At 46.8% G+C, this 13,873-nt stretch carries 14 protein-coding genes; 3 read left to right on the top strand and 11 right to left on the bottom strand.

Translation table 11 applies throughout. The annotated features are described in order from the left end of the window. Window positions 1-1,071, bottom strand: coding sequence for a peptide chain release factor 1 (prfA, locus tag V7126_RS00675; RefSeq protein ID WP_046130295.1), 1,071 nt, complete (start codon window positions 1,069-1,071; stop codon window positions 1-3). A gap of 121 nt (window positions 1,072-1,192) precedes the next feature. Between prfA and gloA2 the strand changes: the two genes are divergently transcribed. After that, window positions 1,193-1,576 (top strand): SMU1112c/YaeR family gloxylase I-like metalloprotein, encoded by a 384-nt coding sequence (gloA2, locus tag V7126_RS00670; RefSeq protein WP_046130294.1) that lies wholly within the window; start codon window positions 1,193-1,195, stop codon window positions 1,574-1,576. Window positions 1,577-1,710: 134 nt separating this feature from the next. Next, window positions 1,711-2,262, top strand: coding sequence for a chromosome-anchoring protein RacA (gene racA, locus V7126_RS00665; RefSeq protein WP_046130293.1), 552 nt, complete (start codon window positions 1,711-1,713; stop codon window positions 2,260-2,262). A gap of 47 nt (window positions 2,263-2,309) precedes the next feature. Here racA and V7126_RS00660 read toward each other — a convergent pair whose 3' ends face one another. The 10 genes from V7126_RS00660 to spo0F form a co-directional block, all read right to left on the bottom strand. Further along, a complete protein-coding gene (locus V7126_RS00660; protein ID WP_046130292.1) occupies window positions 2,310-3,269 on the bottom strand; it encodes an AEC family transporter in 960 nt (319 codons plus the stop codon). A gap of 207 nt (window positions 3,270-3,476) precedes the next feature. After that, window positions 3,477-5,180: an oxaloacetate-decarboxylating malate dehydrogenase gene (malS, locus tag V7126_RS00655; RefSeq protein WP_046130291.1), complete on the bottom strand. Its 1,704-nt coding sequence runs from the start codon at window positions 5,178-5,180 to the stop codon at window positions 3,477-3,479. A gap of 350 nt (window positions 5,181-5,530) precedes the next feature. Continuing rightward, a complete protein-coding gene (locus V7126_RS00650; RefSeq protein ID WP_175076684.1) occupies window positions 5,531-6,115 on the bottom strand; it encodes a thymidine kinase in 585 nt (194 codons plus the stop codon). A gap of 82 nt (window positions 6,116-6,197) precedes the next feature. Continuing rightward, on the bottom strand, window positions 6,198-6,398 hold the full coding sequence (gene rpmE, locus V7126_RS00645; RefSeq protein WP_006639435.1) for a 50S ribosomal protein L31: 201 nt from the start codon (window positions 6,396-6,398) through the stop codon (window positions 6,198-6,200). 120 nt (window positions 6,399-6,518) lie between these two features. Next, complete coding sequence (rho, locus tag V7126_RS00640; protein ID WP_046130289.1) at window positions 6,519-7,802, bottom strand: transcription termination factor Rho; 1,284 nt, start codon at window positions 7,800-7,802, stop codon at window positions 6,519-6,521. Window positions 7,803-8,243: 441 nt separating this feature from the next. After that, window positions 8,244-9,209 carry a class II fructose-bisphosphatase gene (glpX, locus tag V7126_RS00635; protein WP_046130287.1) on the bottom strand — a complete coding sequence of 322 codons (966 nt, stop codon included), beginning with the start codon at window positions 9,207-9,209 and terminating at the stop codon, window positions 8,244-8,246. A 63-nt stretch (window positions 9,210-9,272) separates the two neighbouring features. Next, window positions 9,273-10,562, bottom strand: a complete 1,290-nt coding sequence (locus tag V7126_RS00630) for a UDP-N-acetylglucosamine 1-carboxyvinyltransferase (protein ID WP_046130286.1) — start codon at window positions 10,560-10,562, stop codon at window positions 9,273-9,275. A 253-nt stretch (window positions 10,563-10,815) separates the two neighbouring features. Next, window positions 10,816-11,451 (bottom strand): fructose-6-phosphate aldolase, encoded by a 636-nt coding sequence (gene fsa, locus V7126_RS00625; protein ID WP_046130285.1) that lies wholly within the window; start codon window positions 11,449-11,451, stop codon window positions 10,816-10,818. A 174-nt stretch (window positions 11,452-11,625) separates the two neighbouring features. Then, window positions 11,626-12,483, bottom strand: a complete 858-nt coding sequence (locus V7126_RS00620; RefSeq protein ID WP_046130283.1) for a class II fructose-bisphosphate aldolase — start codon at window positions 12,481-12,483, stop codon at window positions 11,626-11,628. Window positions 12,484-12,688: 205 nt separating this feature from the next. Beyond that, on the bottom strand, window positions 12,689-13,063 hold the full coding sequence (gene spo0F, locus V7126_RS00615; RefSeq protein ID WP_046130282.1) for a sporulation initiation phosphotransferase Spo0F: 375 nt from the start codon (window positions 13,061-13,063) through the stop codon (window positions 12,689-12,691). A 178-nt stretch (window positions 13,064-13,241) separates the two neighbouring features. Between spo0F and V7126_RS00610 the strand changes: the two genes are divergently transcribed. Further along, window positions 13,242-13,772, top strand: a complete 531-nt coding sequence (locus tag V7126_RS00610) for a DUF2529 domain-containing protein (protein WP_046130281.1) — start codon at window positions 13,242-13,244, stop codon at window positions 13,770-13,772. The last annotated feature ends 101 nt before the right edge of the window (window positions 13,773-13,873 follow it).

The raw sequence follows: 13,873 nt of genomic DNA, 5'->3' as shown, positions 1-13,873 counted from the left end.
TTAGCTCTCCGACTGTTGAAGCTTGCTTGCCTGATCCTCAACAATCAGGGCGTCAATCACTTCATCAAGCTTGCCTTCGAGTATTTGGTCGAGCTTCTGAATCGTAAGGCCGATGCGGTGATCCGTCACGCGGTTTTGCGGAAAATTGTACGTGCGGATACGCTCGGAACGGTCTCCCGTACCGACCGCCGATTTACGGTTTTGATCATATTCAGCCTGCGCCTCTTGCTGGAATTTGTCATAAATCCGCGCGCGCAATACCTTCATCGCTTTTTCCTTGTTTTTAATTTGTGATTTCTCATCTTGGCATGAGACGACAACCCCCGTCGGAATGTGCGTCAGGCGGACGGCGGACATCGTCGTGTTTACGCTTTGTCCCCCCGGTCCGCTTGAGGCGAAAGTATCGACGCGAATATCTTTCTCATGGATTTCGACTTCGACTTCCTCCGCTTCCGGGAGACAGGCAACGGTTGCCGTCGACGTATGGATCCGCCCTCCGGATTCGGTTTCAGGAACACGCTGTACGCGGTGTGCACCGTTCTCATACTTAAGCCTTGAGTACGCTCCGTTTCCATTGATCATAAAAATAATCTCTTTATAGCCGCCCGTGCCGGTCACATTGGCCTCCATCACTTCTGTTTTCCAGCCTTGCAGCTCGGCATAGCGGGTGTACATCCGGTACAGGTTTCCGGCAAATAAAGCCGCTTCCTCACCGCCAGCCGCGCCGCGGATTTCCATAATGACGTTTTTGTCATCGTTCGGATCTTTCGGAATAAGCAGGACCTTCAGCTTGTCTGTCAGCGTTTCGATTTCTTCCTGCAGCTCTGAAATCTCTTCTTTTACCATCTCGCGCATCTCTTGATCAAGCTTTTCTTCAAGCATCACCTTCGCATCATCCAGCTGCTCGGATGCGTTTCGATAACGTCTATATACCTCAACTGTTTCCTGCAGATCAGATTGTTCTTTTGAATATTCTCTAAGCTTCTTCGGATCGTTTACGACCTCCGGATCGCTTAACAGTTCATTTAATTTTTCGTAACGGTCTTCTATTGATTTTAAACGGTCTAACACGCTCTTCACCTCTGTTTGCTGTGCGTAACATTCTAATTATAGTATAGGGGGGCTTCCCCGTCAAAACCACATGGCAAATCATAGGATTTGTTATACTGTTAAGAAAAAAGGAGCTTTTCCCATGCTGAAATCGATCCATCACATCGCCATTATCTGCTCAGATTATGAAGCCTCAAAAGCATTTTATGTCGACAAGCTCGGCCTTGAGATCATCGCCGAAACTTATCGAAAAGACAGAGATTCGCATAAGCTCGATCTCGCATTAAACGGCCGGTACGTCATTGAACTGTTTTCGTTTCCGAATCCGCCTGAACGCGTGACACGTCCTGAAGCGGCCGGCCTCCGCCATTTGGCTTTTGCGGCAGACGACCTCGACCATGCCGTCTCAAAACTGCTGGAAAAAGGCATAACGGCAGAAGCAGTCCGCACCGACCCCGAAACCGGCAAACGGTTTACGTTTTTCTCCGATCCCGACGGCCTGCCTCTCGAGCTGTATGAAGCATAAGGCTTGGACAGTCTGGAGAAAAACCGATTTCTTTGCCGAATCCCTTCTTCTTTTGTCTAACGGGAAGGAAGCTTCCCATTCGGGTCGAATACCCCTGTTAGATTAAAGCTACAGATTCAAAAGGAGGAATGACCATGAATACGTCCGATGCGGCAAAGAAACTCGGCGTCTCAACAAAAACGGTGCAGCGCTGGGTCAAACATCTGCAATTGCCCGCTTCCCGAAACGAGCTCGGCCACTATTTCTTTACTGATGACGACATCGCGGTTTTGGAAGATGTAAAAGAGCAGCTCAAAAACGGAACCCCTATGCAGGATGTCACGGTGAATCGGCCTAAAAAAAGGTTCCTGGTCAAAAGGCATGATGCCGATCAGCCGAACGCCCCGGAACACGTCAGCCAAGCCATCGAAGAAACGGTGCAGCGCTTTTTGCGGCATGAACAGCTTGAACGGGAACTGCTCCAGAAAAAAATCGCAGAACTCGAAAGAAAGCTGGAGCAGAAAGCGGATGATGTCGTCAGTTATCAGCTTCTTCAACAAAGGCGCGAACTCGAAGAAGAACGGGAGCACATCAAAGCACTCGAACTCAAAATACGCGAATTGGAAAACAGTAAAATCGAAAAAGACACGCCCCCGAGACGGGAAGAAAAAACGAAAAGCAGGTTTAAGTCGATCTTCTCTTTTTAAAGAAAAAAAGCTTGCAAGGCCGGTAACCGGCTCGCAAGCTTTTTATTTTAAGCGGTAATTGCGATTAAAATCGGCAGTGAAATAATCGACAGCACCGCACTGATCACAAATGCAGATGCCGTTTCCGCTTCCTGGCTTTCAAAGTTTGTAGCGATCATCGCAGCCACTGCAGAACCAGGGAATGCGACAAGAAGCACTGCTTTTGTCAGGTCGGCAGAAGACAAACCGAAAATCATGGCGATCACAAACATTAAGGCAGGCTGGGCAGCGACCTTTAACAAGGCGATGCTCAATGCAGGCACGCTGAATTTGATATTGCGGATACCGACTGTTACACCGACTGCGAACAGAGCGATACCAGACGTTGTGTCTCCGAGCATATCAAGCATTTTCTGCGGCAATTCAGGAATTTGCAGACCTAATAGTACAAGAATGATACTTGCGAGCGGCGCAAAAGCAAGCGGCTCAGACAAACCGTGCAAAATGGATTTTCCTGTCACTTTCCAAATGCTCTCGTTGCTGTTTTCGTCTTGTTTTTTAGACGAACGCCCTACAGTACCTACGATAATTGCCAAAGGATCGAGCATTGCATTGACGACGATTCCTGTAATCGCGATCGGAATCGCAACTTCCTGCATTCCGAACAAGCTTCCCAAAACAGGAATTCCCATAAAAGCGAATGTCGGCTGGGCAGAGTTTAATGAAAACATTGAAGCATCCGTTAAATCGTATTTAAACAAAAATCTTAAAATAAGTAAAATAATGACGTAAAAACCGACGATACCGACAATCAATGAAATCATCAACGGAATTTGACTATAAAATTTATCTTTCGGCGTAGATAAGATGCTTGACACAAAGTGAGCAGGAAGCGCATATTTCGTAACGAGCGTACTTACCCCTTTTGCTGATTTAGCATCATAACTTCCAAAATGACCCGCAAACCATCCCAGCGCAATAACAAAAAATATTGGCGCAAGGAGGATTAAAATATTTAAAAAGCTCACAGCTGTTTCCTCCTCTATGTTGTCCTATTTAAGGACTTAATAACGGCGGTCTTTGGAGGCGAGTCCAAAGCTGCCGATCCCTCTTTAATGGCTTTAGGCCATGGACGCAATGTCCAAAGACCTCAGCCGTTTTGTAACGGCGGCGTTCGAACAGGATATCTGCCGCAGCCGCCGAATTTACATTTATCATTTCCTCTATCAAAAATATTAGTCGCGTTTTGCAACAATTGTTTTGTATTCCGGGCGCCACATTGCATCGCGCACTGCTTTTTCGACATCTTCCGGCTGAACTTGTGCCACTCCGTCTTCAATAGCTGCTTTGACAACATCTATTGCCACTTGAATGGACACGGCTTGGAGATCGTCAATTTTTGGAAGAAGCCCTGCGCCAGGCTTCTCATTATCAACCATTTTTGCAACTGCATTTGCGGATGCTGCAAACATTCCGTTGGTAATCAATTTCGCTTTTGCGACGATCGTTCCAAGTCCCAGTCCAGGGAATACAAAAGCGTTGTTGGATTGTCCGATTTCGTGCGCTACACCGTTGTAATTGACAGGCTCGAACGGGCTTCCCGTTGCGACCAGCGCTTTTCCGTCAGTCCATTTGAACAGGTCTTCAGGAACAGCTTCAGCAAGCGGTGTCGGGTTGGACATCGGCATAATAACCGGACGTTCAGTATGAGCCGCCATTTCTTTGACGATTTCTTCAGTGAAGGCTCCCGCCACACCGGATGTTCCGATTAAGATCGTCGGCTTCACTTGGCGAACGACTTCTTCGAAAGAAATCTCGCCTTTTTCGTTGCGTTTCCAGTCAGCCACTTCGTCCGTTTTGCGCAAATATGGTTCTTGGAAGTCGCGGATATCGTCCATGCCTTCGACTAACAATCCTCTGTAATCGACTGTCCAGAACGCCCGATTTGCTTCCTCAACAGACAGCCCTTCAAGAACCATTGTGTCGCGGATCTGATCAGCAATTCCGATTCCGGCTGAACCCGGTCCGAAGATGACGACGCGATGATCTTTTAATGATGTGCCGGTTCTCTTAACAGCCGCTAAAACAGCCGCCAGCGTAACCGCACCTGTTCCTTGGATATCATCATTAAACGTTGAAATCTTATCAGTATATTTACCCATAATTTTGCGGGCGTTTTTATTCCCAAAATCTTCCCAGTGCAGAAGCGCATTAGGGAATAATTTTAATGCTGTGTTGACATAAGCATCTATGAATTCGTCATAGCGCTCGCCCTCTACGCGAGGATGGCGGTTTCCGATGTATAACGGATCGTTCAGAAGCTTTTCGTTGTTCGTTCCGACATCAAGCACAACCGGAATTACGCGATTTGGATCGATTCCAGCTGCTGCTGTGTAAACGGCAAGCTTACCGATCGCAATATTGATGCCTCCGACACCCCAGTCGCCGATGCCGAGAATGCTTTCAGAGTCTGTTGCAACGATCAAATCGATATCATCGGCTGAAGCTTGAAGGTTTTTAAACGCTGTTTCAATGCCGTCAATATCATCGATAGATAAATAGACACCGTGCGGTCTGCGATATTCATGGCTGTATTCTTGAATCGCCTCCCCGACAGTCGGTGTATAAACAACCGGAAGCATTTCGCGCAGGTGATTTTGCAATAATTTATAAAATAGAACTTCGTTTCGGTTTTGAAGGTCGTTTAAGTATACGTTTTGGCGAAGACGGTCAGGCTGTTTCGAAAATTGTTCATAAGCACGTTCCGCCTGCTGGTCAAGACTAAGTACTGTTGGAGGCAGCAAACCTTCAAGGCCGAGATCCTTTCTCTCTTCAGGAGAAAATGCAACCCCTTTATTTAACGCAGGAATCGATAGTACGTCTTTTCCTCTTAAAGAAGTTTCTAAGTATCCTTCCTTCGTTCTTTTCATGTTATTCACGCTAATTACCTTCTTTCTCAAAATGTTAATAAGGTGAAATAATTACTCTGACTGATAGAGGCATTTGTCTTCTCCACTTGGATTTGTCAAATGTGTACGCGCGTTTTTGACAATAATCTGAACAATACCTAAAATCTATTTACATTTTTGTTACTACAGTAAGTCATTTTATGCCTGCTTTTGTCATAATTCAAGCGATGAAAATTAGATAATTTTTTCGTATTCTTAAATAAGTTTTTTAATTACACTTAATCCCATAATATGGACTCAATAAAAAAAACACTTGTTATTACCAAGTGTTTTCCCCCATTTTTTTCTGCAAAACGTATTTGATGTTTCCCTGAAAAAATCTATTCAGGTTTACCCGGAACTTCATGGTGATGACGGCAGCGCGCTTCATACGCTTCAGATGCGCCCACCAGAATAATCGGATCGTGATATGAGGCCGGTTTTCCATTGATCAGCCTTTGTGTCCTGCTTGCAGGTGAGCCGCATACAGAACATACTGCTTGCAACTTTGTCACCGTTTCCGCCAAAGCCATGAGATCCGGTACAACGCCGAACGGCTCTCCGCGAAAATCTTGATCAAGTCCGGCGGCAATGACGCGGTAACCTTGATCGGCAAGGGTGTTTAAAGCTGTGACAATCGTTTCATCAAAAAACTGCACTTCATCAACGCCGATCACATCCGTTTTTTCGCTAATGTGTTCGAATATTTCTTTTGGAGACGTGATTGAGTGGCACACAATGGCTGTCCCATTATGAGACACGATGGAATCGCGGCTGTAGCGATTATCGATCGCAGGCTTGAACACTTTCACTTCCTGCTTTGCAAAGGTCGCCCTTTTGACCCGGCGGATCAGCTCTTCCGATTTGCCCGAGAACATGCTTCCGCAGATGAGTTCGAGCCAGCCGCTTTGCTTCATGACGTACATTCAACTATAACCCCTCTCCAGCGATTTTCGGCACGTAAAAAACAGGCAAGAAACAATTCCTGCCTGTTGGTAGTATCTATTATTACTTAAGACCGTATTTTTTATTAAAGCGATCAACACGACCATCAGCAGAAGCGAATTTTTGGCGGCCAGTGTAGAACGGATGGCATTCAGAACAAATCTCAACGCGTACCTCTTCTTTTACTGAACCTGTTTCAAATTCGTTTCCACAAGCGCATTTCACTGTTGCTCTTTTGAAATTAGGATGAATTCCTGCTTTCATGTCTGTCATCTCCTTCCGCCCTGAATCCAATTCGGAAACAGAGTTATTATTCCGGACAAAATCTCCGGAACGCACATGATAGAATTATAACAGCGTTCCGGATGTTTTGCAAACGAAAGTTTAGCGTCTTGCAGCTGACATGTTGGACTGTTTCCATTCCTGGATCAGCATATCGAAGAATTCCTGATTTGATTTGGTTTTTTTCATTTTTCTCATGAATTTCTCGACAAAGTCCGGCGTGTCTGACATCGTTTTGCGAATGGACCACAGGCGGTCAAGATGTTCTTTCGGAACGAGAAGCTCTTCTTTGCGCGTACCCGAACGGCGGATATCAATGGCAGGAAAAATTCTTCTTTCTGCAAGAGAACGGTCAAGGTGAAGCTCCATGTTGCCTGTTCCTTTAAACTCTTCATAAATGACGTCATCCATGCGTGAACCCGTGTCGACGAGAGCTGTTGCCAATATCGTTAAGCTTCCGCCCTCTTCAATGTTCCGGGCTGCCCCAAAGAAGCGTTTCGGACGGTGGAATGCCCCTGGGTCAATTCCCCCTGACAAGGTTCTGCCGCTTGGCGGAATGACTAAATTGTACGCGCGGGCCAGTCTTGTAATGCTGTCCATTAAAATGACGACGTCTTTTTTATGCTCGACGAGCCTCATGGCACGTTCCAATACGAGTTCGGCCACTTTAATATGGTTTTCCGGCACTTCGTCAAACGTCGAGCTGACAACGTCACCGGCCACAGAGCGTTCAATATCGGTGACTTCTTCAGGTCTTTCATCAATCAGAAGCACGATCAGCTCTGCTTCCGGATGATTGGTCGTGATGCTGTTAGCGATTTCTTTTAACAGGATCGTTTTACCCGCTTTAGGCGGAGCGACAATTAAACCGCGCTGGCCAAAGCCGACAGGCGCCATCATGTCCATGATGCGTGTTGACAGATGATTAGGCTTCGTTTCCAGCACCATTTGGCGATCCGGGTACAGAGGCGTTAAGGCCGGAAAATGCACGCGTTCTTTGGCTGATTCGGGGTCATCTCCGTTGACGGCTTCAACGTGGAGCAGACCGTAGTACCGTTCATTTTCTTTTGGAGGTCGGACCTTCCCGGATACTTTATCACCGTTTCTCAAATCGAAACGGCGGATTTGGGATGCGGAAATGTAGATATCCTCTGAGCTCGGGGAATAATTAATCGGCCTCAAGAATCCAAAGCCTTCCGACTGGATGATTTCCAAGACGCCTTCCATAAACAGAAGATCTTCCTGTTCGGCATTGGCCTTCAGAATGGCAAAAATCAGCTCTTTTTTTGTCAGTTTGCTGTAATACGAGATTTTATAGTGCCTTGCCAGCTCATACAGCTCTTTTAATTTCATATTTTCCAAAGATGAAATGGATACATCTTTCACTAAGAACACCACGCTTCATAAATATTTGCTTTCGTCCCATTAGCATACTAAAAGAGACGATTTTATTGATACAGCCGATTCAGCTTCTATCGGCAACGCTTCCACCCATATATATCGTCGAATTGAAAAGGATTATAAGTATGGTCGAGAAAGAAGCGAGGACTGAAACAAGAGAAGATTTTATCGCATATCGTGTTGATGCGGCAGGAATTTTGGCTCCCTCTTCGGGGTGCCCGGAACAAATTTCGCAGCACTCTTTATTTTTACCTTATTTGACGATCATATTCAACTTGATTTGTGTTTTGACATAAAATTGATAGAGATGACCCTGTTTTGAAAACGAAGGCTGCCTGAATTGTATCAGAGGATCGATATTCGTTCAATTCATATGGCTATATACAGGGGAAAAGCGGGTTAATATTCCCCGCTTTTTCTTTCCCTTTAAGGCCGGATGACCAAGTTCGGTTTTTTCTTGAGACTGTGTCTTCCGTCTACAAATCGGACGGTTCCTGATTTTGCCCTCATGACGACGCTGTGCGTGGTTCCGACAGATCCTTTAAATTGGACGCCGCGCAGCAGCTCTCCGTCCGTCACGCCCGTCGCGGCAAAAATCGCATCATCGCCTTTGACGAGGTCCTCCATCCGAAGCACTTTTGACGTATCAAGACCCATTTTCTCGCATCGTTTAAGCTCTTCTTCATTTTGCGGAAGCAGCTTCCCGTGGATTTCTCCTCCGAGGGCTTTCAGGGCAACTGCGGATAAAACCCCTTCCGGCGCGCCTCCTGATCCGAATAAAATATCAACGCCCGTATGGTCAAAAGCAGTGTTGATCGCTGCGGCTACATCGCCGTCATTGATCAGCTTGATCCTCGCGCCGGCTTCCCGGAGTTCATGAATGATCTTCTCATGGCGCGGACGGTTCAAAATGGTCGCCACGACATCTTCGATATCTTTGTTTTTCGCTTTCGCCACAGCCTTCAAATTATCAATCACAGGCGCCTCAATATCGATGCAGCCGACCGCTTCGGGGCCCACGGCGATCTTATCCATATACATGTCAGGCGCATTGAGCAAATTCCCGTGATCAGCTACAGCGATAACGGCGAGAGCATTCCAGCCGCCGCTCGCCACGATATTTGTCCCCTCAAGGGGGTCAACCGCTACGTCCACACGGGGGCCATAGCCGTTCCCAAGCTTTTCTCCGATATAAAGCATAGGAGCTTCATCCATTTCGCCTTCCCCGATGACGACCGTCCCCTTCATCGGAATGGTGTCAAATACATCCCTCATGGCACTTGTGGCCGCGTCATCCGCTTCGTCTTTTTTACCCCTTCCCATCCAACGGGCCGACTTCAGCGCCGCCGCCTCCGTTACACGTACAAGTTCCATTGATAAGCTTCTTTCCATTCCTATCTAATCTCCTCTCACCCTAAAATCGGTTTGTGTATGATCATTCGTTGTTTTCATCCGCTAGGAATTCTGGAGCTGCTCAATTTCCTGATCTGTCAGCTTCTCGCGCCAGACCGTCGCACCGAGGTTTGTCAGCTTTTCCTCGAGCATGCTGTATCCTCTGTCAAGGTGTTCAAGACCGGTAATTTCGGTGATTCCTTCCGCCATCAGTCCGGCCACGACGAGACAGGCTCCGGCTCTGAGATCGCTCGCTTTTACTTTTGCGCCTTGAAGGGGAACTGGCCCCGTAATGATCGCCGATCTTCCCTCAACCTTCATCGATGCACCCATCCGCCGCAGCTCGTCAATATGCTTAAAGCGCGCGGAATAAATGGTGTCGGTGACAACGCTTGTCCCGTTTGCCTTCGTTAAAAGCGAAGTCATCGGCTGCTGCAAATCCGTCGGGAATCCCGGATACACGAGCGTTTTAAGGTCGACCGGCTTCAGCTCCTTCTGTCCGCCGATCATCAGAATCTGCTCGCTGCTCTCCTCGATTCGAACGCCCATCTCGCGAAGCTTGGCGATCAATGATTCCAAATGCGTCGGTATCACATTATCAATCAGCACTTCCTGCCCCATGGAAGCAGCTGCAATCATGAAGGTCCCGGCTTCAATCCGGTCCGGAATAATCGAGTGGCGGCAGCCGTGAAGAGATTCGACGCCTTCGATGCGAATCACATCCGTTCCGGCTCCTTTGATTTTTGCCCCCATGCTCGTTAACAGGGTGGCAACATCGATGATTTCCGGTTCCTTCGCAGCATTTTCAATCACGGTTCTGCCTTTGGCGAGTACTGCAGCCAGCATAATGTTGATCGTTGCTCCAACACTGACGACATCAAGATAAATTCTCGCGCCCTTTAATTCCTCTGCACGCAAATAAATCGCACCTTGTTCATTCGTCACTTCTGCTCCGAGCGCTTCAAAACCTTTGATATGCTGATCAATCGGCCTCGGACCGAGATGGCAGCCTCCAGGAAGGCCGATAACCGCCTTTTTAAAGCGGCCGAGCATCGCTCCCATCAAGTAGTAAGAAGCCCGAAGCTGTTTGACTTTCCCGTTCGGCAAGGGCATGCTGATCATCGGTGCAGGATCAACGACCATTTCTCCCTTTTCGAAATGAACATTCCCGCCGATCTCCCTCAGCAGATCTCGAAGCGTGAGAATATCGGATATGTGGGGAAGGCCTTCAAGGGTAACCGTCGAATCAGCCAAAATTGTTGCGGGGATGAGTGCGACAGCGCTGTTTTTGGCTCCGCTTATATGCACTGTTCCATTTAAAGGATCGCCACCAGCTATATTTAACTTTTCCATGATCGTCTCCTTCCTTAAAGAAGATAGCTAATGGAGCGTACAATGATTTAACTAAAAATAGATGGTTCTTTTCAAAATCTATCCAATTAAAAGAGAAAGAATACAACACATTTCAAAATTTATCAGGAAGATATTGCGGGGCTCTCGCGCGGCAAGGTTCTCTGCGTTAAAACCGTCAATTCTCTTTGCAAGACAAAATGGTGACAAACGGAGGGATCGCCTCCACTTGCCACTCACATTCAGCCTCTTTGCTTTATTTATTCCAGTCAGCTAAAAACTGCTCGATTCCTTTATCAGTCAGCGGGTGCTTCGCCAGCTGGTAAATGACTTTCAGCGGCATCGTGCCGATGTGCGCCCCTCTTAATGCAGCTTCTGTCACGTGCTGCGGATGGCGGATTGATGCGGCGATGATTTGCGTATCCAAACCGTGCACATCAAAAATCTGTTTGACTTCGCTGATGAGATCAAGGCCGTTATGACCGATGTCATCCAGCCGCCCGAGGAACGGGGAAACATAAGTAGCGCCCGCCCTTGCTGCCAAAAGCGCCTGGTTTGCGCTGAAGATCAGCGTTACATTTGTTTTGATGCCGAGATCTGTCAACGCTTTAACGGCTTTCAGACCGTCCGGCGTCATCGGAATTTTCACCGTAATGTTCGGCGCTATTTTCGCAAGTTCTTTTCCTTCTTCAATCATCTCTTCCGCTTTCAGGGAAATAACCTCAGCGCTGACGGAACCTGAAACCACCTCGGTAATTTCACGCAGGCGATCATGGAACGAAACGTTTTCTTTTGCCACTAAGCTGGGGTTTGTCGTAACCCCTGCAAGCACGCCGAGAGAATGAGCCTCTTTGATTTCGTTAATATTTGCGGTATCAATAAAAAACAGCATATTGATAAAACCTCCTGTCATGAAAATGTCTGAACTGTGGAACATGTTTGCGCTTTCCGGATGATATGGATAAAACCGCCTGTCGCTACCAGGCGGCTTTTAACCGGGCGGGAAACTTGTGTCTCCCCGAAAACGCCCTGCTCCACGGAGAAGCGGACGTTTTTCAAAATGTCATTATGCTTTGTTTGAAGAACCAAATTCGCGCATTTTGCCGATAACCGTTTCTTTGATCGCATCGCGAGCAGGTCCGAGGTATTTGCGCGGATCGTACTCTTCCGGTTTTGCAGCCAGCGTTTCGCGAACAGCTTTCGCGGAAGCGATTTGGTTTTCAGTGTTCACGTTGATTTTTGCCGTACCCAAAGAAATTGCTTTCTTAATGTCGGCAGTCGGAATGCCTGTGCCGCCGTGAAGAACGAGCGGAAGACCAGTTGTTTTTCCGATTTCTTCCATTTCTTTGAAGCCAAGGTTTGGCTCGCCTTTGTAAGGGCCGTGAACCGAACCTAATGCAGGTGCAAGGCAGTCGATGCCTGTGCGCTTAACAAGCTCCTTACATTCATTTGGATCTGCGTAGATGACGCCGTCAGCAACGACATCGTCTTCCTGTCCGCCTACAGTTCCAAGCTCAGCTTCAACTGAGACACCGTGGAAATGAGCAAGCTCAACCACTTTTGCAGTTGTTGCAACGTTCTCTTCAAAAGGATGGTGGGAAGCGTCGATCATAACTGAAGTGAATCCCGCATGGATCGCTTTGGCGCAAGATTCGAAGCTTGAACCGTGGTCTAAATGGATCGCAACCGGAACGGTCACTTTGTATTCCTCCATCAGCGCTTTTACCATCGCAACGACGGTTTTGAATCCGCCCATGTAGCGTCCGGCACCTTCAGATACGCCAAGGATAACAGGGGATTTTTCTTCTTCAGCAGCCTGTAAAATCGCTTGTGTAAACTCAAGGTTATTTAGATTAAATTGTCCGACAGCATATCCGTTCTCTTTTGCTTTGTTCAACATTTCCGTCATAGATACTAAAGGCATGTCGAAAGTCCTCCTTATGTAGCCTGATTTGCTTTTTTCGAAAAAAGCTTCCTCACCTATCTAGCATGACCAGAAAAACCTGCCATATGTAAAATGTTTTGTTCATTAAACGTTAGATAGCTTTTCTCTACTTATATAGAATAACAATTTATCGACAAATCGGCAACATCATCGCTTGTGACAAGATCAAAAACTTTTCGTTCTGTCAGCCGTTGGATTTAATGGGAAGATACGTTTTGACCGCATCGCGGATTTCATCGATGTCAAAAGGCTTTGCAAAGTGGGTCAGGGCGCCCAGCTCCTTTGATTCCTGAATCATGTCGAGCTCTCCGTACGCCGTCATAATAATGACGCGGATGCCTTCATCTATGACTTTCATTCTTTTTAAAATTTCGATTCCATCCATTCCCGGTATTTTCATATCAAGCAAAACCAGGTCGGGCCGTTCTTTTTTGACAATATCGAGAGCCTGGATTCCGTTTGCGGCCTGGAAGGTTTTGTACCCTTCTTTATTGAAAACCTCATTAAGCAAAACCCGAATCCCGTACTGGTCATCGACAATTAAAATCTTTTCATTCATTTTTCTACACCTCTATAATTATAATTTTCGCCAAAATTAAGCAGTAGTTTATCTATTCTGTTTTGTTTTTCCCTTTTCCTTTAATTAAAAAATTTAAGTTTGCGACATATTTAGAGGATTTTTCCCATGATTCTCTTTTGTTATATAATGAACAGACAGTAAAAAAGGAGGAGTCAGCTTGCTTAAAATTTTCACCACTCAATTGTCGGGAATCTTCAATCGGATTCAAGAGGGGGAAGCCCAATCGATCGAAGACGGAGCCCGGCTGTTGGCTCAGGCGGTCATCAGCGACCACTCGGTTTATGTATATGGAAAAAATGAATTGGAGGGCATTTTAAAAGAAGCGCTTTACAGTTCTGAACCGTTTCCTTCCGTCAAACCGCTTCCGCAGGATGAAGAAAACTGGCCGGCTTTTCAAACGGCGGACAAAGTGCTGATGTTCTGTGCGGCTTCAGCGGATGAAAACGAGCTGAACATGGCGGAAAAGCTGAATGAAAAAGGGGTCGGGCTCGTGGCCGTATCCCCTTCGGGAAAAGACGGCGCGCCGATCGCTGCATTCGCCGACGTCCATATCGATTCTAAGCTGAAAATGCCGCTTCTTCCGGATGAAGACGGAACAAGGTTCGGATTTCCGTCCCTGATGGTCTGCCTTTACGTATATCATGCCCTGTCCTTTACATTAAAGGAAATTTTGCAGGAATACCAATAAAAATAGCTGCCTATAGGAAACTAATCATGGATGAGGCCGGCCTTACATATGCGGCAAAAGCTGAAAAAAGCCTGTCAGCAAACTGATATGCTCCCCTAAAG

Origin of the sequence: Bacillus sp. JJ675 (assembly GCF_036963165.1) — a bacterium.
Lineage (GTDB): Bacteria > Bacillota > Bacilli > Bacillales > Bacillaceae > Bacillus > Bacillus glycinifermentans.
This window is presented reverse-complemented; position numbering and strand designations above follow the sequence as displayed.

What these genes read in the sequence shown, in the direction of transcription:
- gloA2 (WP_046130294.1), top strand. Translation starts at nt 1,193, where the DNA reads ATGCTGAAATCGATCCATCACATCGCCATTATCTGCTCAGATTATGAA.
- racA (WP_046130293.1), top strand. Translation starts at nt 1,711, where the DNA reads ATGAATACGTCCGATGCGGCAAAGAAACTCGGCGTCTCAACAAAAACG.
- V7126_RS00650 (WP_175076684.1), bottom strand. Translation starts at nt 6,115, where the DNA reads ATGTACGTCATGAAGCAAAGCGGCTGGCTCGAACTCATCTGCGGAAGC.
- rpmE (WP_006639435.1), bottom strand. Translation starts at nt 6,398, where the DNA reads ATGAAAGCAGGAATTCATCCTAATTTCAAAAGAGCAACAGTGAAATGC.
- glpX (WP_046130287.1), bottom strand. Translation starts at nt 9,209, where the DNA reads ATGGAAAGAAGCTTATCAATGGAACTTGTACGTGTAACGGAGGCGGCG.
- V7126_RS00630 (WP_046130286.1), bottom strand. Translation starts at nt 10,562, where the DNA reads ATGGAAAAGTTAAATATAGCTGGTGGCGATCCTTTAAATGGAACAGTG.
- fsa (WP_046130285.1), bottom strand. Translation starts at nt 11,451, where the DNA reads ATGCTGTTTTTTATTGATACCGCAAATATTAACGAAATCAAAGAGGCT.
- V7126_RS00620 (WP_046130283.1), bottom strand. Translation starts at nt 12,483, where the DNA reads ATGCCTTTAGTATCTATGACGGAAATGTTGAACAAAGCAAAAGAGAAC.
- spo0F (WP_046130282.1), bottom strand. Translation starts at nt 13,063, where the DNA reads ATGAATGAAAAGATTTTAATTGTCGATGACCAGTACGGGATTCGGGTT.